Origin of the sequence: Shinella sp. NM-101, from assembly GCF_021401195.1 — a bacterium.
Classification (GTDB): Bacteria; Pseudomonadota; Alphaproteobacteria; order Rhizobiales; family Rhizobiaceae; genus Shinella.
On the sequence record NZ_JACBFT010000011.1, the window covers coordinates 136834 to 158320 of the forward strand.

General features: G+C 66.4%; 19 protein-coding genes and 1 other RNA gene. 4 read left to right on the forward strand and 16 right to left on the reverse strand.

What is annotated here, in order from left to right:
* Positions 1 to 20: 20 nt before the first annotated feature.
* The 9 genes from pnp to rimP form a co-directional block, all read right to left on the reverse strand.
* Positions 21 to 2162, reverse strand: coding sequence for a polyribonucleotide nucleotidyltransferase (gene pnp, locus L0976_RS20005; RefSeq protein ID WP_203317506.1), 2142 nt, complete (start codon positions 2160 to 2162; stop codon positions 21 to 23).
* 313 nt (positions 2163 to 2475) lie between these two features.
* Positions 2476 to 2745: a 30S ribosomal protein S15 gene (rpsO, locus tag L0976_RS20010; protein ID WP_203317505.1), complete on the reverse strand. Its 270-nt coding sequence runs from the start codon at positions 2743 to 2745 to the stop codon at positions 2476 to 2478.
* Positions 2746 to 2959: 214 nt separating this feature from the next.
* Positions 2960 to 4612, reverse strand: coding sequence for a sensor histidine kinase (locus L0976_RS20015; RefSeq protein ID WP_203317504.1), 1653 nt, complete (start codon positions 4610 to 4612; stop codon positions 2960 to 2962).
* Positions 4613 to 4838: 226 nt separating this feature from the next.
* Positions 4839 to 5771 (reverse strand): tRNA pseudouridine(55) synthase TruB, encoded by a 933-nt coding sequence (gene truB, locus L0976_RS20020; protein ID WP_234188983.1) that lies wholly within the window; start codon positions 5769 to 5771, stop codon positions 4839 to 4841.
* Positions 5772 to 5783: 12 nt separating this feature from the next.
* Positions 5784 to 6194 (reverse strand): 30S ribosome-binding factor RbfA, encoded by a 411-nt coding sequence (gene rbfA / locus L0976_RS20025; protein WP_203317502.1) that lies wholly within the window; start codon positions 6192 to 6194, stop codon positions 5784 to 5786.
* Between the two features lie 73 nt (positions 6195 to 6267).
* Entirely contained in the window at positions 6268 to 8919 is a 2652-nt protein-coding gene (gene infB, locus L0976_RS20030) for a translation initiation factor IF-2 (protein ID WP_234188984.1), read from the reverse strand.
* A 101-nt stretch (positions 8920 to 9020) separates the two neighbouring features.
* A complete protein-coding gene (locus tag L0976_RS20035; RefSeq protein ID WP_234188985.1) occupies positions 9021 to 9674 on the reverse strand; it encodes an RNA-binding protein in 654 nt (217 codons plus the stop codon).
* An 84-nt stretch (positions 9675 to 9758) separates the two neighbouring features.
* A complete protein-coding gene (gene nusA, locus L0976_RS20040; RefSeq protein ID WP_234188987.1) occupies positions 9759 to 11360 on the reverse strand; it encodes a transcription termination factor NusA in 1602 nt (533 codons plus the stop codon).
* Between the two features lie 115 nt (positions 11361 to 11475).
* The gene (gene rimP, locus L0976_RS20045) at positions 11476 to 12090 is read right to left on the reverse strand and encodes a ribosome maturation factor RimP (protein ID WP_203317498.1); all 615 of its coding nucleotides are present in this window, start codon (positions 12088 to 12090) and stop codon (positions 11476 to 11478) included.
* 350 nt (positions 12091 to 12440) lie between these two features.
* On the opposite strand from rimP, the gene L0976_RS20050 reads away from it, so the two are divergent.
* Complete coding sequence (locus tag L0976_RS20050) at positions 12441 to 14069, forward strand: MFS transporter (protein WP_203319914.1); 1629 nt, start codon at positions 12441 to 12443, stop codon at positions 14067 to 14069.
* Between the two features lie 69 nt (positions 14070 to 14138).
* On the opposite strand, the gene L0976_RS20055 is transcribed toward L0976_RS20050, so the two are convergent.
* Together L0976_RS20055 and recR are read right to left on the reverse strand one after the other, a co-directional pair.
* Positions 14139 to 15395 carry a lytic murein transglycosylase gene (locus L0976_RS20055; RefSeq protein ID WP_234188988.1) on the reverse strand — a complete coding sequence of 419 codons (1257 nt, stop codon included), beginning with the start codon at positions 15393 to 15395 and terminating at the stop codon, positions 14139 to 14141.
* A gap of 8 nt (positions 15396 to 15403) precedes the next feature.
* Positions 15404 to 16009 carry a recombination mediator RecR gene (gene recR, locus L0976_RS20060; RefSeq protein ID WP_203317496.1) on the reverse strand — a complete coding sequence of 202 codons (606 nt, stop codon included), beginning with the start codon at positions 16007 to 16009 and terminating at the stop codon, positions 15404 to 15406.
* 59 nt (positions 16010 to 16068) lie between these two features.
* Between recR and L0976_RS20065 the strand changes: the two genes are divergently transcribed.
* Positions 16069 to 16680: an MOSC domain-containing protein gene (locus L0976_RS20065; protein ID WP_234189020.1), complete on the forward strand. Its 612-nt coding sequence runs from the start codon at positions 16069 to 16071 to the stop codon at positions 16678 to 16680.
* Here L0976_RS20065 and L0976_RS20070 read toward each other — a convergent pair whose 3' ends face one another.
* The 4 genes from L0976_RS20070 to ffs form a co-directional block, all read right to left on the reverse strand.
* Positions 16681 to 17292 carry a LysE family translocator gene (locus L0976_RS20070; protein ID WP_234188990.1) on the reverse strand — a complete coding sequence of 204 codons (612 nt, stop codon included), beginning with the start codon at positions 17290 to 17292 and terminating at the stop codon, positions 16681 to 16683.
* A gap of 36 nt (positions 17293 to 17328) precedes the next feature.
* Positions 17329 to 17652: a YbaB/EbfC family nucleoid-associated protein gene (locus L0976_RS20075; RefSeq protein ID WP_203317494.1), complete on the reverse strand. Its 324-nt coding sequence runs from the start codon at positions 17650 to 17652 to the stop codon at positions 17329 to 17331.
* A gap of 27 nt (positions 17653 to 17679) precedes the next feature.
* Positions 17680 to 19554 (reverse strand): DNA polymerase III subunit gamma/tau, encoded by a 1875-nt coding sequence (locus L0976_RS20080; protein ID WP_234188991.1) that lies wholly within the window; start codon positions 19552 to 19554, stop codon positions 17680 to 17682.
* 44 nt (positions 19555 to 19598) lie between these two features.
* An RNA gene (ffs, locus tag L0976_RS20085) (signal recognition particle sRNA small type) lies at positions 19599 to 19696 on the reverse strand.
* 138 nt (positions 19697 to 19834) lie between these two features.
* On the opposite strand from ffs, the gene L0976_RS20090 reads away from it, so the two are divergent.
* Both L0976_RS20090 and nudC read left to right on the forward strand, forming a co-directional pair.
* Positions 19835 to 20266, forward strand: coding sequence for an HIT domain-containing protein (locus L0976_RS20090; RefSeq protein WP_234188993.1), 432 nt, complete (start codon positions 19835 to 19837; stop codon positions 20264 to 20266).
* Positions 20263 to 21237 (forward strand): NAD(+) diphosphatase, encoded by a 975-nt coding sequence (gene nudC / locus L0976_RS20095; protein ID WP_234188995.1) that lies wholly within the window; start codon positions 20263 to 20265, stop codon positions 21235 to 21237. The genes L0976_RS20090 and nudC overlap by 4 nt, the downstream gene beginning before the upstream one ends.
* Here nudC and L0976_RS20100 read toward each other — a convergent pair whose 3' ends face one another.
* Positions 21238 to 21474 carry a hypothetical protein gene (locus L0976_RS20100; protein WP_203317490.1) on the reverse strand — a complete coding sequence of 79 codons (237 nt, stop codon included), beginning with the start codon at positions 21472 to 21474 and terminating at the stop codon, positions 21238 to 21240.
* Positions 21475 to 21487 lie beyond the last annotated feature (13 nt).

A 21487-nucleotide genomic window follows, 5' to 3' on the forward strand; every position in this document is an offset into this window, starting at 1 on the left:
TCGAATATTGGAAGACAGGATTACTCGGCGGCTTCGCCGTCACCCTTCTTCTCGGCGGAGATTTCCTTGCCGGTCGCCTGGTCGACGACCTTCATGGAGAGGCGGACCTTGCCGCGCTCGTCGAAGCCCATCAGCTTGACCCAGACCTTGTCGCCTTCCTTGACGACGTCGGAGGTCTTGGCAACGCGCTCCTGGGCGAGCTGCGAGATGTGCACGAGGCCGTCGCGCGGGCCGAAGAAGTTGACGAAGGCGCCGAAGTCGGCGGTCTTGACGACCGTGCCTTCATAGACCTGGCCGACTTCCGGTTCCGCGACGATGGAGTGGATCCACTTGCGGGCCGCTTCGATCTCCTTGCCGGACGAGGACGCGATCTTGATCGTGCCGTCGTCTTCGATGTTGATCTTGGCGCCGGTCTTCTCGACGATCTCGCGGATGACCTTGCCGCCCGTGCCAATGACTTCACGAATCTTATCGACCGGGATGTTCATGACTTCGATGCGCGGGGCGAATTCGCCGAGCTGGCCGCGGCTTTCGGTGATGGCGTTGGCCATCTCGCCGAGGATGTGCTTGCGGCCGCCCTGTGCCTGGCCGAGAGCGACCTTCATGATCTCCTCGGTGATGCCGGCGATCTTGATGTCCATCTGCAGCGAGGTGATGCCGTCGGCGGTACCGGCGACCTTGAAGTCCATGTCGCCGAGGTGGTCTTCGTCGCCGAGGATGTCGGAGAGAACCGCGAAGCGGTCGCCTTCCAGGATGAGGCCCATGGCGATGCCGGCAACCGGCTTTGCCAGCGGAACGCCGGCGTCCATGAGGGCGAGCGAGGTGCCGCAGACGGTGGCCATCGAGGACGAGCCGTTCGACTCGGTGATCTCGGAGACGACGCGCAGCGTATAGGGGAACTGTTCCGCCGTCGGCAGCATCGGGCGGATGGCGCGCCAGGCGAGCTTGCCGTGGCCGATTTCGCGGCGGCCCGGGGAGCCCATGCGGCCCGTTTCACCGACCGAATAGGGCGGGAAGTTGTAGTGCAGCAGGAAGCGTTCCTTGTACATGCCGGTCAGGCTGTCGACATACTGCTCGTCCTCGCCGGTGCCGAGCGTGGCGACGACGATCGCCTGGGTCTCGCCGCGGGTGAAGAGGGCCGAGCCGTGCGTGCGCGGCAGGATGCCGACTTCCGAGACGATCGGACGAACGGTTTCCAGATCGCGGCCGTCGATGCGGCTCTTGGTGTCAAGGATGTTCCAGCGGACGATCTTGGCCTGCAGATGCTTGAAGACGGCACCGACGACTTCGGCCGTGTACTTGGGCTCGACGCCTTCCGGGAAGAAGTGCGCCTTGACCTTGGCCTTCACGGCGTCGACGGCGGCGTAGCGCTCGGCCTTCTGGGTGATCTTGTAGGCGTTGCGCAGTTCCGCTTCGGCAAGGCCGAGCATTTCGGCTTCGAGGGCGGAATGGTCTTCCGGCTGGAAGTCGCGCGGCTCCTTGGCAGCCACTTCGGCGAGCTTGATGATCGCGTCGATGACCGGCTGGAAGCCCTTGTGGCCGAACATGACGGCGCCGAGCATGATCTCTTCGCCAAGTTCCTTGGCTTCGGACTCGACCATCAGGACGGCGTCCTGCGTGCCGGCGACGACGAGGTCGAGGCTCGACTCGTCCATTTCGTCGAGATGCGGGTTGAGGACGTATTCGCCGTTGATGTAGCCGACGCGGGCAGCGCCCACCGGGCCCATGAAGGGAACGCCCGAGAGCGTCAGCGCGGCGGAAGCGGCGACCATCGACAGGACGTCCGGGTCGTTTTCGAGGTCATGCTGGACGACCGTGACGACGACCTGGGTGTCGTTCTTGTAGCCTTCCGGGAAGAGCGGGCGGATCGGACGGTCGATCAGGCGGGAAACCAGCGTTTCCTTTTCCGACGGGCGGCCTTCACGCTTGAAATAGCCGCCCGGGATCTTGCCGGCGGCGTAGGTCTTTTCCTGGTAGTTGACGGTGAGCGGGAAGAAATCCTGGCCGGGCTTGGGCGCCTTGGCGGAAACGACGGTGGCGAGAACGACGGTCTCGCCGTAGGTCGCGAGGACCGCACCGTCGGCCTGACGGGCGATCTTGCCGGTTTCCAGCTTGAGCGGACGGCCCGCCCACTCGATTTCAACCGTATGGGTATCGAACATGTCTTGTCCTTCTTGGCGGATACGCGCACCGCCGCCCGAAAGGCGCAGGTGGTCTATCCGCGTTCGTGACGCATCATGGGCAAGACAGCGGGAGGCTTCCGGCAGGCGGCCCGCGTTCTCACGGGACTGAAGCATCCTGCAATCCTGCCCCATGACAGGTCATCGGTTGGTTCCGCAGGACCGGCCCATCCGGCCTGCTGGAGAAACCGTTTCGCGAGGGCGGTCGCAACCGGCACATGCGAAACGTCTGGCGAAGCGTCTGCTTCGCAAAAGAAAGCGGCGGGCGCTCACGAAGAACGCCCGCCGAAATTGCTTAGCGGCGAATACCGAGGGCAGCAATCAGCTTGCTGTAACGGGCTTCGTCCTTCTTCTTGAGGTAGTCAAGAAGCGAGCGGCGGCTGGAGACCAGCGTCAGAAGGCCACGACGGGAGTGGTTGTCCTTCTTGTGGTCCTTGAAGTGGCCGGTGAGGTTGTTGATACGCTCGGTGAGGATCGCGACCTGAACTTCCGGAGAACCGGTGTCGCCTTCCTTGGTGGCGTATTCCTTCATCAGCGCAGCCTTGCGCTCAGCAGTGATCGACATCGTATGTCCTTTCATGAATGGAGAACCGAGGACGCCAAAAGCCGGGATGTCGTCCAGCAATGGCCGTGAAGGCAAGCGGGCGGCCCGCATTGCTGGCGGTGCCTATAAACCATTCCCTGCCGAAATGGAAGGGCCGTCATCGAGGGCCCCGGCAGGCCCGGCGCGCAGCAGGAACGCCGTCACACAGATCTTCGCCAAGGAAGGGCCGGCGCCGTCATCCCGCCTCGCCCGGCTGATGGGCCTCCTCGTCGCGCAGGCGGGCGAGCGGGATCGTCACCCGCCACTCTATGCCGTCGTCGTGCACGATGAAATCCAGCTTCGCATCGAGCGCCATGCCGAGCATGCGCTCCAGCACCACGCTGCCAAACCCCTTGCGGCTCGCGGCGATGGCGTCCTTGTCGATCACGGCACGGCTTTCGCGCCAGACGAGGTCGAGATGGTCGCCCGACGTCGTCCAGCTCAGGGACACGATGCCGGCCTCGGTGGCGAGCGCGCCGTATTTCGTGGCGTTGGTCGACAGTTCGTGCAGCGCCATGCCGAGCGTCTGCGAGGCCTGCGGATCGAGCAGCACCGCCGGTCCGGCGATGCGCACGCGCCCCGCATCGTCCGGCGTGAAGGGCTTCAACTGGTTGCGCGCGAGTTCGCCGAGGTTCACGCCCTGCGTCGCGTTGGCGATCATCAGGTCCGTCGAGCGCGCAAGGCCCGCGACGCGCTTGCGGAAGGTCTCGGCGAAATCGACGGCATTCTCGGCACCGGCCGCCGACTGGTTCAGCATGGCCTGGATGACGGTGAGCTGGTTCTTCGAGCGGTGCGCGACCTCGCGCATCAGGAAGCGCACCTCGTTTTCCGATTTCACGCGCGCATCCGCCGCCTCGGCGAGCGCGCGCGAGACGGTCTCGAGTTCGGAGATCGCGTAGGGCCGCGGCGCGACCCGCTCGCCGCGGCCGAGCCGGCGCGCATCCTGCGCCAGCAGGCGCACGTCGCGGGAAAGCACGCGGGCGATGCCGGCCGCGCTGATGGCGGCGAGGATGGCGAAGACAGACCCGCCGATGGTCAGCCAGAGCAAGGACGACACGGCAGGTGCCTGCACGTCCGAGGACTTCGCCCAGGCGATCATCCGCCAGCCGGCGAGCGAGGAGAACTCGGTCACGACCTGATAGTTCGTGCCGTCCTGGCGCATGGTGCTGACGCCGAGGCGCAGCGAGGGGACGACGCGCAGGAAGAACGGCTGGCCGGTCTTCTGCTTCTCGTCCGTCGAGACGATGACCGTGCCCTGGGTGTCGAGCACCGCCGCGTTCCAGCCGGGCGAAAGGATGTCGGGATTGACCGCGCGCCGCAGCGCCTCCGCGTTCTTCGTCAGCGTCAGCAGCACATGGCGGCCATCACGGAGGCGCATGGGCTGATAGACGTTGAACACCCATTGCTGCGCGGTCCTGCCGAAGAAGAGATCGGAGACCATGCGCTCGCCCCGCGCGAGGGCGAGCCCCGCCGAGACCGGCTCGGACGCCGTGTTCAGCGGCATGCCGTAGGGCACGCGCGTGTTGAGAAGCTGGCGCATCGTCTGGTCGATGACGATGAAATAGATGTCCGTGCCGTCGAGCGCCCTGCGCGCCTGCGCGTGCAGCGCGGCATAGTCGCCCGTCTCCAGGCTGTCCGACGTCGACAGGAAATTGAGCGTCGAGAACATGCCGGTGATCTCGCGCTCCACGGCGCGGTTGACGGCGCCCGTCGAGGTGCGCAGCAGGGATTCGAAGATGCGCTCCTGCGCCTCGTTGGTGCGCTTCAGCACGACGATCGAAAAGAGGAAGGCGGGGATGACGACGACGAGGATGAGGCAGACGAGATAGAAGGCGACCGGATGATGCATGCGCCGGCGATCCCGGACCCGGCCGGCGTCCTTGTCAGCTTCCCTTGCGGAAACCGTTCGGTCAGTCGGCGCAATCGTCAACGGCCAGCCCTTTCAACCCCTCGCCCAAGCCGGCCGCGACGGCAAAACGCCATCGTGCCCGCCCTCGGCGAACCTCGCCGGTCCATAAGACCCTCAGCTTGTGGTGAAATCAAGTCGGGCGCGCCGGGTTCCCTCGCTCCGGCTGCTAGCCTGCAAAAACCCGCTTCGGGCGGAACTCGCCGCCGCCGATCTCGCCGATGGCGACCAGCTTTCCGCGCGCCGTGGCATAGGCCTCGTCCGCCGAAACGGGCGCGTCGCGGCCGCGCAGGATGATCGGGTTGCCCATGCGCAGCCGGTGGGCCTGGTCGTCGTTGACGACCACCTGCGGCAGGCTGGAAAGCGCCTCGCCCGTATCGATCAGGAAGGCATCGAGGGCGGCGAGCCGCTCGGCATCGTCCTCGATCTTCTCCAGCGCCGTGAGGTCGGCGAGCGGCACCATGTCGTCCTCGCCGAAGGGCGCGACGAAGGTGCGGCGCAGCGCCGAGATATGGCCGTAGCAGCCGAGCTGGCGGCCGAAATCGCGGGCGAGCGCGCGCACATAGGTGCCCTTGCCGCATTCCACCTCGAAGGCGGCCGTGTTCTCGTCCGAGCCGATCAGCGTCAGGCGGTGGATCTCCACCTCGCGCGAGGGGATTTCGACGGTCTCGCCCTCGCGGGCGAGGTCATAGGCGCGCTCGCCGTCGATCTTGATCGCGGAGAACTGCGGGGGAACCTGGCGGATGACGCCCGTATAGCCGCCGAGGATCGCGGTGATCTCGCCGGCGGTCGGCCGCCTGTCGGAGCTTTGCGTCACCTCGCCTTCGAGGTCGTCCGTCGTGCGCTCCTCGCCCCAGGTCACCGTGAATTCGTAAATCTTCCGGCCGTCCATGACATAGGGCACGGTCTTGGTGGCATCGCCCAGCGCGATCGGCAGCATGCCGGAGGCGAGCGGATCGAGCGTGCCGGCATGGCCGGCCTTCTGCGCCTTGAACAGCCACTTGATCTTGGAGACGGCCTCGGTCGAGCCGAAGTCGAACGGCTTGTCGAGGATCAGCCAGCCGGAAACCGGCCGGCCCTTGGGTTTGCGGGGTCTGGACATCTGTATCCTGGATTATTGATCGTCGTCGCCGTCTTCGGCGTCAAGATCGCGGGCGACTTCCGGCGAGCGCAGGATTTCGTCGATCTTCTTGTAGTTGTCGAAGCTGGTATCGTCGCGGAAGCGCACGTCCGGCATGTACTTCATCTGGCGAAGCTGCGGGCCGAGGCGGCCGCGGATGAACTTCGCGTTGCGGTTCAACGCCTCGATCACCGCATCGTGGTCCTTGACGCCGAGCGGCGTCACATAGGCCGTGGCGTGCTTGAGGTCCGGCGACATGCGCACTTCCGAAATCGCGATCACCGTCTTTTCGAGAAGCGGGTCGCGCACTTCGCCGCGCTGGAGAACCTGGGTGATCGCCGCGCGCACCTGCTCGCCCACGCGCAGCATGCGTTGCGACGGCGCCGAGGATGTTGCTCTGGTCATGGGTCGTCACCTTCAAAAAAATGCGAGCGCCGAAACGGTCCGGCGCTCGCACGATACTCTATCCAACGGACGCTTACAGCGTGCGCGTGATGTGCTCCACGCGGAAGCACTCGATCTGGTCCCCGGCGCGGATGTCTTCGTAGTTCTCGAAGGCCATGCCGCATTCCTGGCCGACATTGACTTCCGAGACCTCGTCCTTGAAGCGCTTGAGCGTCTTGAGCTTGCCTTCGTGGATGACGACGTTGTCGCGCACCAGACGCACGCCGACGCCACGCTCGACCTTGCCTTCGGTGACGCGGCAACCGGCGACCTTGCCGACCTTCGTGATGTTGAACACCTCGAGGATCTCGGCGTAGCCGAGGAAGGTTTCGCGGCGCTCCGGCGAGAGCAGGCCGGACATCGCCGCCTTCACGTCATCCACCAGGTCGTAGATGATGTTGTAGTAGCGGATCTCGATGCCCTGGCGCTCGGCGAGCGAGCGCGCCTGTGCGTTCGCACGGACGTTGAAGCCGATGATGGCGGCGTTGGACGCTTCGGCGAGCGAAATGTCCGACTCGGTGATGGCGCCTGCGCCGGAATGGACGATGCGCACCCGCACCTCGTCCGTGCCGAGCTTTTCGAGCGCGCCGGCAATGGCTTCGATCGAGCCCTGCACGTCGCCCTTGATGAGCAGCGGGAACTCCTTGAGACCGGAGCTCTGGAGCTGGGTCATCATCTGCTCGAGCGAGCCGCGCGAACCCGACTGGCGCGCCACCTGCTTCTCGCGGGCGAGGCGCTGGCGGTACTCGGAAATCTCGCGGGCACGGCTTTCGTTCTCGACGACGGCGAACTTGTCACCGGCGGCCGGGGTGCCGGACAGGCCGAGCACTTCGACCGGCATCGAGGGGCCGGCTTCCTTGACGTGGTCGCCCTTGTCGTCGACGAGCGCGCGCACGCGACCCCACTGGTCGCCGGCCACGATGATCTGGCCGGGTCTCAGCGTACCCGTCTGCACGAGAACGGTGGCAACGGCGCCGCGGCCGCGGTCGAGCTGGGCTTCGACGACGACGCCCTCGGCGGTCCGGTTCGGATTCGCCTTGAGGTCGAGGATTTCGGCCTGCAGCAGGATCGCTTCCAGCAGCTTGTCGAGGTTCGTGCCGTTCTTGGCCGAGACTTCCACGTCGAGCGTTTCACCGCCCATGGATTCGACGAAGACCTCGTGCTGGAGAAGCTGCGTGCGAACACGCTGGACGTCCGCCGTCGGCTTGTCCACCTTGTTGATCGCCACGATGATCGGAACGCCCGCCGCCTTGGCGTGGTTGATGGATTCGATCGTCTGCGGCATCACGCTGTCGTCGGCCGCCACCACGAGGATCGCGATGTCGGTCGCCTGCGCACCACGGGCACGCATGGCCGTGAACGCGGCGTGGCCGGGGGTGTCGATGAAGGTGATCTTGTGGCCGTTCTGCTCGACCTGGTAGGCGCCGATATGCTGTGTGATGCCGCCGGCTTCGCCAGCGACCACGTTTGCATGACGGATAGCGTCGAGCAGCGAGGTCTTGCCGTGGTCGACGTGACCCATGATGGTCACGATCGGCGGACGGGATTCCATGTCGCCTTCCTGGTCGGCGACGTTGAAGATGCCTTCCTCGACGTCGGATTCGGAGACGCGCTTGACCGTGTGGCCGAATTCGCCGGCGATGAGTTCGGCCAGGTCGGCGTCGATCAGATCGCCGGGCTTCATCATCTGGCCTTCCTTCATCAGGTACTTGATGACGTCGACGGCGCGTTCTGACATGCGCTGCGACAGTTCCTGAATGGTGATGGTTTCCGGAAGGATGACTTCGCGCATGACCTTTTCGCGGGTCTCCTGCATCTGGCTGCGCTTGAACTTCTCCTGGCGGCGGCGCATCGCAGACAGCGAACGGCCGCGCTGCGCGCCGTCCTCGTCCGTCGCGGCGGTCGTCAGCGTCAGCTTGCCCTGGCGGCGGCCGTCATCGGCCTTCGGACGGGCCGGGACCTTGGCCGGTTCCGGGCGCTTGACGGCGCCGCGGTTGGCAGGCGCGCCACCGCGCGGACGCTTGTCGTCGTCTTCTTCGGTTTCACGGCGGCCACGGCCGGCGAGCGGGGTCGCGGCAGGCGCCGGGACCGGCGCGCGGCCGGGCTGCGGGCGGGTCTCCGCGGCAGCGGCAGGCCTTGTCACAGGCTGCGGGGCGGCCACTTCCTCGACGGCAGGCGCCGGCGCGGCGGCCTCGGCGGCGCGGCGCTCGGCCTCTTCCTTCTCGCGGATGATGCGGGCTTCTTCCTCGGCCTTCTTGCGGGCTTCCTCTTCCACCTTGCGGCGGGCCTCGTCCTCGGCGCGCTGGCGCGCTTCGGCCGCGTCGCGGATCTGCGCTTCTGCGAGCGCGCGACGACGGGCCTCGACCTCATCGGGCGAAAGCTGGTTCAGCACGACACCGACGCGCGGGCGGCTCTGCTCGGCCTGCGGGGCCTGACGCGAGGGCTGCGGAGCGGGGCGCTTCTGCTGCGGCTCGGGCTGGCGTACGGGCGCGGCAGGTGCCGGCGCCGCGCGCTCCTCGCCCGGGCGGGAGAAATGGCGTTTCGTGCGGGTCTCGACCACGACGGCCTTCGTACGGCCACGACCCATGTCCTGGCGCACGGTTCCCTGGTGAACCCCCGAGGGCTTCAGGCTCAGGGTCTTCTTGCCAGCCACACTGATCGTCTTGTCGTCTTCGTTGTCGGTCATTCCGTTCCGTTCCTAAGATCAGGGCCGGATGCGGATCGGACCCTGTCGTTCAATTGTGTACATCCAATGCGATTTCGTCCGGCGGAATGCCGGTGACCGCGTCATTGGTTTGGCTGGCCAGCGCCGCCATGTGCTCCCACCCGGGCGCCGCCCCGGTATTTTTCGAGCATGATTGCGCGCTTCACTACACCCTCACCCGCCTGCCCTGCAAGCGCTGCGGCATGGATAAAAGCATTCTGGCCCAAAAGGCCCTCCAATTCGCCCTCCGAGAAGAGCCTGAAGGAGGGTATTTGCATCTCGTCTTCGGTGAGGAAGCTTGCAGCCTTCCTCGCCTGGTCGATCTTCCTCACGCCGTCCTCGGCCGCATCCGTCGCGTGGAACACGGCAAGGGCGGCCAAAGAGCGCACCGCCTGGTCGACCTTCGTCGAGCCGGTGATGAACTGGCCGGCCTTGCGCGCCATGTTCATCATGCCGCCGAGCTGGGCCGCGATAAGCCGGTCCACATCGGCCCCGAGCTCCGGGCCCGCCTTGGCATCCGCCCGAAGGGCGCGGGCGAAAAGCTTCCTGGCGACCGCCTTGTCGACGATCGCCCGTTCGGCCTTCACCCAGCATCCGCGTCCGGGAAGTTCACGCTTGAGGTCCGGCACGACGCTGCCGTCGGGACCTGCGACGAAGCGGATGAGATCATCCGCCTCGCCGCTTTCGCGCGTCACGATGCACATGCGGTCGTTCACGCCGTCGTCCTTCTTGCCCATATAGGTTTCCGCTCTCGCCAACGCAAACCGCTGCGCAACGGGGCGGGCGGCATGTCGAACCGTACAGGACGCCGGTCAGGCGTCCTACTCGGCGCCTTCCACGGCACCTTCCACAGCCTCTTCCTCGGTGGCGAGGTCCTCTTCCGTGATCCAGCCGGCCGCAAGGCGGGCCTGCACGATCATGGCCTCGGCCTCGGCGCGGGAGACCTCGAGCTTCGAGAAGAGACCCTCGAACTTCTTCGTCTCGCCGTCCTTGCGCTCCGACCAGCCGACGAGGTCGTCGGCCGCGCAGCCCGCGAAGTCTTCCATCGTCTTGATGCCGTCCTCGCCGAGGGCGACGAGCATCTGGCCCGTCATGCCGTCGATCTGGCGCAGTTCGTCGGAAACGCCGAGTTCCTTGCGCTTGGCATCCATCTCGGCCTCGATGCGCTCGAGATATTCACGGGCGCGGGTCTGGATTTCCTGGGCCGTGTCCTCGTCGAAGCCGTCGATGGAGGCGATTTCGTCGAGATCGACATAGGCCAGTTCCTCGACGGCGGAAAAGCCTTCGGAAGCCAGGACCTGGCCGACCATCTCGTCGACGTCGAGCGAGTCCATGAAGAGGTTGGTGCGCTCGTTGAATTCCTTCTGGCGGCGCTCGGACTCCTCGGCCTCCGTCAGGATGTCGATATCCCAGCCGGTCAGCTGCGAGGCGAGGCGCACGTTCTGGCCGCGGCGGCCGATGGCGAGCGAGAGCTGCTCGTCGGGAACGACCACTTCGATGCGCTCGGCATCCTCGTCCAGAACGACCTTGGCGACTTCCGCCGGCTGAAGGGCGTTGACGATGAAGGAGGCCGGGTCCTGGCTCCACGGAATGATGTCGATCTTCTCGCCCTGCAATTCGCCGACGACGGCCTGGACGCGCGAGCCGCGCATACCGACGCAGGCGCCGACCGGATCGATGGACGAGTCGTTCGAGATGACGGCGATCTTGGCGCGCGAGCCCGGATCGCGGGCGACCGACTTGATCTGGATGATGCCGTCGTAGATCTCAGGCACTTCCATGGTGAAGAGCTTCACCATGAACTGCGGATGGGTGCGCGACAGGAAGATCTGCGGGCCCCGCTGCTCGCGGCGCACGTCGTAGACATAGGCGCGGACGCGGTCGCCGTAGCGCATGTTCTCGCGCGGGATCATCTCGTCGCGGCGGATGATGCCTTCGCCGCGGCCGAGGTCGACGATGACGTTGCCGTATTCGACGCGCTTGACCGTGCCGTTGACGATCTCGCCGATGCGGTCCTTGTATTCGTCGTACTGGCGGTCACGCTCGGCCTCGCGCACCTTCTGCACGATGACCTGCTTGGCCGACTGGGCGGCGATGCGGCCGAAATCCATCGGCGGCAGCGGGTCGGCGATGAAGTCGCCGAGCTTGGCGTCCGGGTTGCGGTCGCGCGCCAGTTCCAGCGGGATCTGGGTGGAATAGTCCTCGGCATGCTCGACGACTTCCAGCAGGCGCTGGAGGCGGATTTCGCCGGTCTTGGAATTGATGTCGGCGCGGATGTTGGATTCCGTGCCGTAACGCGAGCGGGCCGCCTTCTGGATGGCGTCGGCCATCGCGGCAAGCACGATCTCGCGGTCGATGACCTTTTCACGGGCCACGGCATCCGCGATCTGCAGAAGCTCAAGCCGGTTCGCACTGACTGCCATTGTCTCAGGTCTCCATGGTCGAGCCGGGGCGTTGCCGCCGGCATCCGTGGAGCGGCGCGCCGCTCCGGTTCCGTCCTCTCCGCCCCGCCTTAGTGGGCGGAACGCACTCACAAACTCATTCTTCGTCGTCGCCGTCTTCGTCGTTCTGGTTGGCGGCCTGCGCGGCCTTCGCCTTCTTGTCGGCGGCGAGCGCATCGCGGATCAGCTCGTCGGTCAGGATCAGCCGGCCCTCGGCAAGTGCCGTGAAGGGGATGACGACCGTCGGCTCGTCGCCGGCGGCGGGCTGGTCCCGCTCCAGCGTGAAGCCGTTCTCGTCGGTCGCGACGATCTTGCCGCGGAAGCGCTTGCGCCCGTCGACGAGGATCGACGTCTCGCATTTCAGGAGGTGGCCGAGCCACCGCGAAAAGTCCGACTTGCGCACCATCGGCCGGTCGATGCCGGGCGACGACACTTCCAGATGATACGCCTTGTCGATCGGATCCTCAACGTCGAGCACCGGCGAGACGGCCATCGAGACCTTCTCGCAGTCCTCGACGGTCATGGTGCCGTCCGGGCGCTCGCACATGATCTGCAGCGTCGCGCCGTTCTGCGCGGACAGCCGGACCCGCACGAGGCGGTAGCCGATCTGCTCGATGGTCGGCTCGATGATGTCGGCAACGCGCCGGTCGAGGCCGGTCTCGACGACGAGCCTCGGCTCCACGGCGATTTCTGTCTGGGTCGTGTCGGTCATGACATGCCCTCCCGGGATAGTCGTTATGATGCGCTCGATCGGGGCAATAAAAAAGAGCGGGTCCTCGCGGGCCCACTCTTCATCTGACGATCAAGAATTTGAGGGTGATATAGACCGGGTTCGCCGGAATTGCAAGTTCCGCGTAAGTTCGCCTTCGCCTGCCGGCATTTGCCCCACAAGCGGGAAGAAGGAGGGGGTCTGCTCATCGTTCGAAATCGCGCGCCAGCGGAGCGGCAGGTCTAGCCCCTCCTCCTTTGCGGGGAGGGGTCTTTCTTTCCTGCCACCGGCTTGCCGCTTTCGTCCCATGAACTAGATTGCACACAACGCTGCGTCGAGAATGAGTGCCCATCGTGCCGGACCGGACATCCCCCCTCGCCCCCTTCCGAAACGAAACCTTCCGGGTGATCTGGGCAGCCAGCCTGATCTCGAATTTCGGCGGGCTGATCCAGTCCGTCGGCGCGGCCTGGATGATGGCCTCGATCACCTCCTCGGCCAACATGGTGGCGCTGGTGCAGGCCTCCACCTCCCTGCCGATCATGCTCTTCTCCGTCGCCGCCGGCGCACTTGCCGACAATTTCGACCGGCGCAAGCTGATGCTGACGGCCCAGTGTTTCATGTTCACGGTCTCGATCGCCCTGACGCTCTGCGCGTGGTACGGCGCGATAACGCCCTGGCTTCTCCTCACCTTCACCTTCCTCATCGGCTGCGGCACCGCCCTCAACAATCCGGCCTGGCAGGCCTCCGTCGGCGACATGGTGCCGCGCGAGGACCTGCCGGCGGCCGTCTCTCTCAACAGCATGGGCTTCAACATCACCCGCAGCGTCGGCCCGGCCATCGGCGGCGTGATCGTCGCGGCGGCGGGGGCGGCGGCGGCCTTCGCCGCCAACACGTTCAGCTATTTCGCCCTGCTCTACGCGCTCGTCCGCTGGAAGCCGAAGGTTTCGCCAAGCACGCTGCCGCGGGAGGATTTCGGCCGCGCCATCTCGGCGGGCCTGCGCTATGTCTCCATGTCGCCGAATATCGGCAAGGTGCTGCTGCGCGGCTTCGCCTTCGGCCTTGCGACCAGCTCCATCCTCTCGCTGCTGCCGCTGATCGCCCGCGACCTCGTTGCCGGCGGGCCGCTCACCTACGGCGTGCTGCTCGGCTGTTTCGGGCTCGGCGCCATCGGCGGCGCGCTGATGAACGCCCGGGTGCGCGAGCGCCTGACCAGCGAGACCATCGCCCGCCTCGCCTTCACCGGCTTTGCGGCGAGCGCCACCGTCTCGGCCGTCAGCTCGTCCGCCGTCCTGACCGGCGCGGTCCTGCTGATCGCAGGTGCCTCCTGGGTGATGGCGCTTTCGCTTTTCAACACGACCGTCCAGCTCTCGACGCCGCGCTGGGTCGTCGCCCGCGCGCTCTCGCTCTACCAGACGACGACCTTCGGCGGGATCGCCGCCGGAAGCTGGATCTGGGGCACGACGGCGGACACGCACGGCGCGGAGGCCGCGCTGCTCGCCTCCGCGGTCGTCATGATCGCCGGCGCGGCGCTCGGCCTTCGCTACGGCCTGCCGGAACTGCAGAGCCTCAATGTCGATCCGCTGGGCCGCTTCAGCGAGCCGGACCTGCCGCTCGACCTGAAGCCGCGCAGCGGCCCCATCGTCGTCCTCATCGACTACGAGATCGCGGAGGCGGACATCCCCGAATTCCTGGAGACGATGACCGAGCGGCGGCGCATCCGCATCCGCGACGGCGCCGGCCAGTGGGCGCTGATGCGCGACCTGGAAAACCCGACGATCTGGACGGAGACCTACCATGTGCCGACCTGGGTGGAATATGTGCGCCACAACCTGCGCCGCACCCATGCGGATGCCGCCAACGGCGAGAGGCTGCGTCAGTTGCACCGCGGCGCGGAGGATCCGCGCGTCCACCGCATGATCGAGCGGCAGACGATCGTCCCGCACGAATACGAGCGCTTCAAGCGGCAGATCGAAATTCACTAGGCACGCGGCGCCCGGTAATTTCCCGGCAATTGCGGACGCGAACCGTCGCGCACTTTCGTTCGGCCTGCTCTAGCGAAGCTTCGCCTTCAGCGAGGCATCCGGATAGCAGGTCGGCGCAAGCCCGCTCCTGGCCTGCCAGTCGCCGAGCGAACGGCGCGTCTTGTAGCCGGGCAGGCCGTCGACCTTGCCGACATCGTAGCCCCTGGCGACGAGCGCCTTCTGCATGGCGAGAACGTCCGAGCGCAGCATCTTGCCGACATCGCCCCATTCGCCTCGGAACGGGCCGCTGCCGAAGGCGATGCGGTCGGCGAGATTGCCGATGAAGAGGGCGTAGAGGTCGGAATTGTTGTATTCCTTGATCACGTAGAAATTCGGCGTGACGATGAATTCCGGCCCGTGCGTTCCCGCCGGCACCAGCATCATGCCGGATGCCTTCGCCTCGCCGGCCGGAAACGCCTTGCCGGAAATGCGCGTAATGCCGCTCGATGCCCAGGCCGAGATCGGCTTGGCGAGGTCGGGGCCTTCCTGCGCGCAGGAGACGCCATCCGGAATGGAGACCTCGTAGCCCCAGCCGCGGCCGGCCTGCCAGCCCTTCTGCGCCAGGTAGTTGGCGATGGAGGCAAGGCTGTCCGGTACCGAGCCCCAGATGTCGCGCACGCCGTCGCCGTCGAAATCGACGGCATATTTCAGGAAGCTCGTCGGCATGAACTGTGGCTGGCCGAGCGCGCCGGCCCAGGAACCCTTGAGCTGGTCCACCGTGCGGTCGCCGCCGTCGACGATATGGAGCGCGGCGATCAGCTCCTTGCGGAACATGTCCTTGCGCGTCGACATGAAGGCCTTCGTCGCCAGCACGTCCACGGCGGAATAGGGGATCTTCGCGCTGCCGAAGCCGGATTCGCGGCCCCAGACCGCAAGGACGACCTCGCCCGGCACGCCGAAGCGCTTCTCGATCCTGCGCAGCGTGGCGGCATGGGTCTTGGCAAGGCTGCCTCCCCGGCCGGCAAGGCTCTGTAGCCGCTTTTCGGAGAAATAGGCGCCCGGCGAGGAGAACTCCGCCTGGCTCTGCGCCTGCTCCTTCTTCGGCCTGGAGCCGGGCGGAACGAGGTCGGGCAGGTCCCAGTTGAGCGTCGCACCCTGCATGGCGACGCGGAAGGTCCGCTCGCTCACGCCCTCCTTGCGGGCCGAGGGCCAGAGATCCCTGTCGATCCAGGCGCGAAACATCTTCTCCACCTCGGCCTTGGAGGCTGCATGGGCGGGAAGAGCAAGGCCAAGCGCGATCAGCGCGATGCCGGCGGAAGCCTTGAGAACAGTGCGAATAAGCTGCATGGGTCTCCTCAGATCGCCGTGCGGGCGCGCAGCGCCGCCGTCAGGGTGCCTTCGTCGAGATAGTCGAGCTCGCCGCCGACCGGCACGCCATGGGCGAGCCGCGTGATCTTCACGTCGAGGCCGGAGAGCTGGTCGGTGATGTAATGCGCCGTCGTCTGGCCCTCGACGGTGGCGTTGACGGCGATGATCAGCTCCCGCACGTCGCCCTTGGCCACCCGGTCGACGAGGCCGCGGATGTTGAGATCATCAGGCCCGACGCCGTCGAGCGGCGAGAGCGTGCCGCCGAGAACGTGGTAGGCCGCGTTCATCGCGCCCGCGCGCTCCAGCGCCCAGAGGTCGGAGACGTCCTCGACGACGATGATGACCGACTGGTCGCGCCGCACATCCGTGCAGACCGTGCAGGGATCGCTGGTATCGACATTGCCGCAGCAGGAGCAGATGCGCACCTTGCGATGCGCCTCGCCCATCGCCTCGGCGAGGGGGCCGAGAAGCTGGTCCTTCTTCTTGACGAGATGCAGCGCCGCGCGGCGCGCCGAGCGCGGCCCGAGGCCCGGCACCTTCGCCAGAAGCTGGATGAGTTTTTCGATTTCGGGGCCGGTGACTCGTTTTGCCATTGCCGGTATCTAGCCCATATCAAGGGGAAACGGAATCCACCTCGCGGGAGGCAGCACTGATCAGGATAGTCGCGGTATGCACGGGCCTTGCCCGGCCGGTGCCCGGCAAAAGCTACAAGACCGGCATTTTCAAGACGCCGATCGATGCGGCCGTGGTCGTCGACCGCGAGGGCCTTCTCGGCGACGCCATCTGCAACCGCAAGCACCATGGCGGGCCGGAACAGGCGGTCTACGGCCTCGGCTCCGTCGATCTCGACTGGTGGTCGAAGGAGCTCGGCCGGACCGTCGCGCCCGGCACCTTCGGCGAAAACCTCGTCATCTCGGGCCTCGACAGCCGCAGTGTTTCCGTCGGCGACCGGTTCGAGACGGAGAGCGTGCTCCTCGAAGTGACCTCCACCCGCATCCCCTGCAACACGCTGACCGCCCGGATGGGCGATCCGGCCTTTGCAAAACGCTTCATGCAGGCGGGCCGGCCGGGCTTCTACTGCCGCGTCCTGCGCGACGGCGTCATCCAGGCCGGCGATGCCGTAACCTACACGCCCTTCGACGGCGAGCCCGTCACCATGCCGGAACTGCTGCGTACCTACGGCAAGAACCTTGCCGAGGAAGACCGCCTCCGCTACCTCGCCGCGCCGATCAACGACAAGCTGCGCGCGGCGCTCACCGGCTGATCAGCGGGTGGCGATGGCGGCCGCCGCACCGGCCATGGTGCCGGCGCTGACGCGGTTTGCGATGCGCACGGCGCGCGGGCTCTTCAGGAAGAGACGGGCGCGCGAAGCGAGGAAGACCCAGGCGAGATCGATGGCGACGAGCACGACGAACATGGTCGCCACCAGCTCCGCCCAGCCGGCGAGCGTGACGGCGCCAAGATCGATGATCGCCGGCAGCAGCGCGACATAGAACATCATGATCTTGGGATTGCCGAGCGTCACCGTCAGCCCGGCGAAGAAGAGCTTTACGCCCGAGCGCGCCTCGGGCAAGGCCTCCTCGCCCGTATCGGCCGGCGCGGACCACATCTTCCAGGCGAGATAGAGCAGGTAGGCGACACCGAGCCACTTGATGGCGACGAAAGCGGCCTGGAAGGTCTCGGCGATGGCGGCAAGGCCGAGCACGGCGCAGGTGAGCCAGACGCCCTCGCCGATCCACATGGCGGCGAGGAAGGGAAGCACGTCCCTCGGCCCGCGGGACAGCACGCGGGCGACCAGAGCGGCGATGCTCGGGCCGGGCGAGCCGGCCGCCATCATCAGCGCGCCGGCAAAGACAAGCAGGGTCGTCAGGCTCATGGGAATTCCTCCTGGGGAGCCTTCGAGCCTACAGGATCAGAACGGCAGTTTGAAGCCGGGCGGGATCGGCAGGCCGGCGGTCAGCGCCTTGGTCTTCTCGGCAGCCTCGGCCTCGGCCTTGTCCTTGGCATCCTTGTGGGCGGCAACGATCAGGTCCTCCAGGATCTCGACATCGTCTTCCTTGAAGAGCGAGGGATCGATCTTCAGGCCCTTGAGCGTGCCCTTGCCGTCGAGCGTGACGGAGACGAGGCCGCCGCCGGAGGTGCCGCTCACTTCGAGCGCGGCGATCTCCTCCTGCATCTTCTCCATCTTGGCCTGCATTTCCTTGACCTTGCCCATCATGCCCATGATGTCGCGCATCGGCCTCTCCTCTTCGTCTCTAACTATTTAATGTTCGATATCGTCGCCGGGCAGGATGTCGCCCTCGGCGGATTCGGCGGCGGCCACGACCTCGACGGTCTCGGCCTCGTCTTCCGTTTCCTGCACCTTGATGCGCACGTCGGTGATCTTCGCACCGGGGAAGCGCTGCAGGATGGCGGCGACGTCGGGGTCCTGGCGTGCATCGGCGACGCGCGCTTCCTGCGCCATGGTTTCGGCTTCCGACAGGGTCGGCCCGCCGGCTTCACGTGACAGGATCACCAGCCAGCGGATGCCGGTCCATTCCAGAAGCCGGTTCTGGAGGTCGGCGATGAGTGACTTGGGGGCATCATTGGCAAGGCCGATTTCCAGCTTGCCGGCCTCGACGCTCACCGGGCGCACGAAGGCGCGCACGAGGGCGCGCAGGCGGATGTCGCGGTTCTTCGTGCAGAGATCGGCGATGTCGGAGAGCGAATTGACCGGCACTTTCGGCGTGGCGGCCGGCTGTTCGGCGGGAGCGGCCTCGGTGCGGCCGACGGGCTGGGGCGCCGGCTCGGCCTGCGGCACGGCGCGCAGCATGGTCGCGCCGTTCGACTGGGCGCGCAGCGGCGCATCCGGCTGGCGCGCGACGGCGGAAACGGACGCCTGCGCCGAGGGCTGGCCGGAAGAACCGCCGGATTGCGGCGCGCGGCCGCCATTGCCGCCGCCCTCGCCGTTCGAAAGTTCGGCGAGCCGGCGCGCGGCCTCTTCCGGTGAGGGAAGGTTGGCGGCATGGGCAAGGCGGATGATGACCATCTCGGCAGCACCCGCAGGGCGGCTGGAGGCCTCGGTTTCCGGAATGCCCTTCAGCAGCATCTGCCACATGCGCGAAAGCGCGGTGACGGCGATGGAATTGGCGAACTCGACGCCGCGCGTGCGCTCGATCTCGCTCAGCGACTGGTCGCCGGCAGCGTCGGGCACATATTTCATGCGGGTGACGAGATGGGTGAAATCGGCAAGGTCGGTGAGGACGACCGAGGGGCTGGCGCCCGCCTCGTACTGCGCGGCGAACTCGGCCAGCGCCGCCGCCGCATCGCCCTTCACGACATGCTCGAAGAGATCGACGATGCGGGCGCGGTCGGCAAGGCCGAGCATGGAGCGCACGGCCTCCACCTCGACACGGCCCGCGCCATGGGCGATCGCCTGGTCGAGCAGCGACAGGCCGTCGCGTGCCGAGCCCTCGGCCGCGCGGGCGACCATGGCGAGCGCGTCCGGCTCGAATTCGACGCCTTCCTTGCCGAGAATGGTGGTGAAGAGGCCGACGAGGTCCGACGCGGCGATGCGGCGCAGGTCGAAACGCTGGCAGCGCGACAGGACGGTGATCGGAACCTTGCGGATCTCCGTCGTCGCGAAGATGAACTTCACATGCTCCGGCGGTTCTTCCAGCGTCTTCAAGAGACCGTTGAAGGCCTGCGTGGAGAGCATGTGCACTTCGTCGATGATATAGACCTTGTAGCGCGCCGAGACCGGGCGGTAGCGCACCTGCTCGATGATCTCTCTGATGTCGTCGATGCCGGTATGGGAGGCGGCGTCCATCTCGATGACGTCGACATGCCGGCCTTCCATGATCGCCTGGCAGTGCTCGCCGGGCACGCGAAGGTCGATGGTCGGCTTGTCGATCTCTGATGTCTTGTAGTTCAGCGCGCGGGCGAGGATGCGGGCGGTCGTCGTCTTGCCGACGCCGCGCACGCCGGTCAGCATGTAGGCCTGGGCGATGCGGCCGGTCTCGAAGGCGTTGGTCAGCGTGCGGACCATCGGCTCCTGGCCGACCATGAGGTCGGAGAAGTCCTTCGGACGATACTTGCGGGCAAGCACCCGGTAGGCGGCCGGCTTCTCGGTGGACGGATTTGAGGTTGCGTCGCTCATCGACCCTGCCGTTAATCGAACGTCTGTCCCGACAGGACGGAAAGGTGGGAGGCTGGCACGATGACCCGTGCCGGGGCTCGTTAGGGCTGCTTCCTTCCGGACCTGACCCGGTTGGCGAGTGGCTCGTCCACCACCAACCTCCCGCTCCCCATATCGGCAATATTCCATCCGAATGCAAGCGGAGGCGATAAAAAACTGTTGGAGCGAAATCGGGTGCGTGGCATGAATCGTCTGTACCGGACGTAAATCCGCTTTACGCTTTTGCTGGTAGTGCGTTGCAATGAGCATTCGGGAGGCTCCCTTGAGCGATTTTCGACCTGACGAACGGCTGGTTCGCGACAGCGATCTCGTAACGAGGATCGGCCTGTGCGAATTGCGCCTCATGAAGGACAAGCGCTGGCCCTGGCTGGTGCTCGTGCCGCAGCGCGCGGATGTCAGCGAGGTCTTCGACCTGACGCCGCTCGACCAGACCATGCTGACCTTCGAGACCAACCTCGTGGCCGAGACGCTGAAGACGGTGACCGGCGCGACGAAGATCAACACCGGCGCGCTCGGCAACATCGTCCGCCAACTTCACGTCCATGTCGTCGCGCGCAGCGAGGGCGACCCGAACTGGCCCGGTCCCGTCTGGGGCCACGGCACCGCCGAGCCGCGCTCGGCCGAGGAAACCAAGGCCTTCGCCGCCAAGCTGCTGGACGCACTGACCCCATGAAGCCATCGCTTTTCGATCTCTACCGCCCGCATCCGGAACCCAGCACCATGGTGGCCTTTGCGGAAAACAGCCTCGACCGCCAGTCGGAGCACCGTGCGCCGGACTGCCTGGAGCAGGCTTTCAGGGCGGAGAACGTGCATGCCTTTGCGTTGGCCGGCGGCAAGCTGGTCGTCAAGCATGACGAGAAGATCATCGATCCGCTCTTCGCGCCCTACGAGCTCGCCGAGCTCGGGCCGATGCCGGAAGACGCCATCCTGCTCGGCTACCTGAAGAACGGCGAGCCGCGGCTGGCGATCCCCGTCAGGGCCGATCCCGATACGCTGCAGGAGCCGCTGAAGGCGGCCGACGGGCGCACGCTCTACCGCCAGCAGATGCTCGACGACGACCTGCTCGGCCAGTTCGCCCAAGCCTCCAGCCTGATGACCTGGAACGGCAACAACCGCTTCTGCGGCAAGTGCGGCTCGGCGACCCGATCGGAGATCGGCGGCTACCGCCGCGTCTGCGAGGCCTGCGGCCACACGATCTTCCCGCGCACCGATCCGGTCGCGATCATGCTGGTCATCGATATCGAGCGGGACCTGTGCCTGCTCGGCCGCTCGCCGCATTTCCCGGAGGGCATGTATTCCTGCCTAGCCGGCTTCCTGGAGCCGGGCGAGACGATCGAGCATACCGTGCGCCGCGAGACATTCGAGGAATCCAGCATCCGGGTCGGCCGCGTGCGCTACCACGCCTCGCAACCCTGGCCGATGCCGCATTCGCTGATGATCGGCTGCTATGGCGAGGCGATCTCCTTCGACATACGCCGCGACGAGCGGGAACTGGAGGATTGCCGCTGGTTCACCCGCGAGGAAACGGCGGCGATGATCGCCCGCAGCGCCCTGTCCGGGGTGACGCCCGGCATGACCACCCCGCCGCCGAAGGGTGCCATCGCGCACCGGCTGATGCGCGACTGGCTGGACTGGGGCGGCTGATCAGCGCAGGCTGAAATGCGGCTGGTCGCCGGGGTGCTCGCGCAGCCTGAGGCTCGGCGCCATGAAGCGCGCGATGACCGGGCTGACGAGGAAGGTGACGACGATCCAGGCCGGCAGCAGGTATTTCGCGTACTCGTTGAGGACGGGAACGGTGAGGATGGCGATGGTGCCGGCACCGAAGACGACGGCATTCACCATCATCGACACGAGAATGGTAATGTAAGTGATCGTGCGCATGGGCATCTCCTTT

Bases quoted from the DNA above. Each gene is read 5' to 3' on its own strand.
- nusA (WP_234188987.1), bottom strand. From the start codon at position 11,360: ATGGCAGTCAGTGCGAACCGGCTTGAGCTTCTGCAGATCGCGGATGCC.
- recR (WP_203317496.1), bottom strand. From the start codon at position 16,009: ATGGCAAAACGAGTCACCGGCCCCGAAATCGAAAAACTCATCCAGCTT.
- rimP (WP_203317498.1), bottom strand. From the start codon at position 12,090: ATGACCGACACGACCCAGACAGAAATCGCCGTGGAGCCGAGGCTCGTC.
- L0976_RS20080 (WP_234188991.1), bottom strand. From the start codon at position 19,554: ATGAGCGACGCAACCTCAAATCCGTCCACCGAGAAGCCGGCCGCCTAC.
- infB (WP_234188984.1), bottom strand. From the start codon at position 8,919: ATGACCGACAACGAAGACGACAAGACGATCAGTGTGGCTGGCAAGAAG.
- L0976_RS20070 (WP_234188990.1), bottom strand. From the start codon at position 17,292: ATGAGCCTGACGACCCTGCTTGTCTTTGCCGGCGCGCTGATGATGGCG.
- L0976_RS20055 (WP_234188988.1), bottom strand. From the start codon at position 15,395: ATGCAGCTTATTCGCACTGTTCTCAAGGCTTCCGCCGGCATCGCGCTG.
- L0976_RS20015 (WP_203317504.1), bottom strand. From the start codon at position 4,612: ATGCATCATCCGGTCGCCTTCTATCTCGTCTGCCTCATCCTCGTCGTC.
- truB (WP_234188983.1), bottom strand. From the start codon at position 5,771: ATGTCCAGACCCCGCAAACCCAAGGGCCGGCCGGTTTCCGGCTGGCTG.
- pnp (WP_203317506.1), bottom strand. From the start codon at position 2,162: ATGTTCGATACCCATACGGTTGAAATCGAGTGGGCGGGCCGTCCGCTC.
- rpsO (WP_203317505.1), bottom strand. From the start codon at position 2,745: ATGTCGATCACTGCTGAGCGCAAGGCTGCGCTGATGAAGGAATACGCC.
- L0976_RS20035 (WP_234188985.1), bottom strand. From the start codon at position 9,674: ATGGGCAAGAAGGACGACGGCGTGAACGACCGCATGTGCATCGTGACG.
- L0976_RS20090 (WP_234188993.1), top strand. From the start codon at position 19,835: ATGAGCATTCGGGAGGCTCCCTTGAGCGATTTTCGACCTGACGAACGG.
- rbfA (WP_203317502.1), bottom strand. From the start codon at position 6,194: ATGACCAGAGCAACATCCTCGGCGCCGTCGCAACGCATGCTGCGCGTG.
- nudC (WP_234188995.1), top strand. From the start codon at position 20,263: ATGAAGCCATCGCTTTTCGATCTCTACCGCCCGCATCCGGAACCCAGC.
- L0976_RS20100 (WP_203317490.1), bottom strand. From the start codon at position 21,474: ATGCGCACGATCACTTACATTACCATTCTCGTGTCGATGATGGTGAAT.
- L0976_RS20075 (WP_203317494.1), bottom strand. From the start codon at position 17,652: ATGCGCGACATCATGGGCATGATGGGCAAGGTCAAGGAAATGCAGGCC.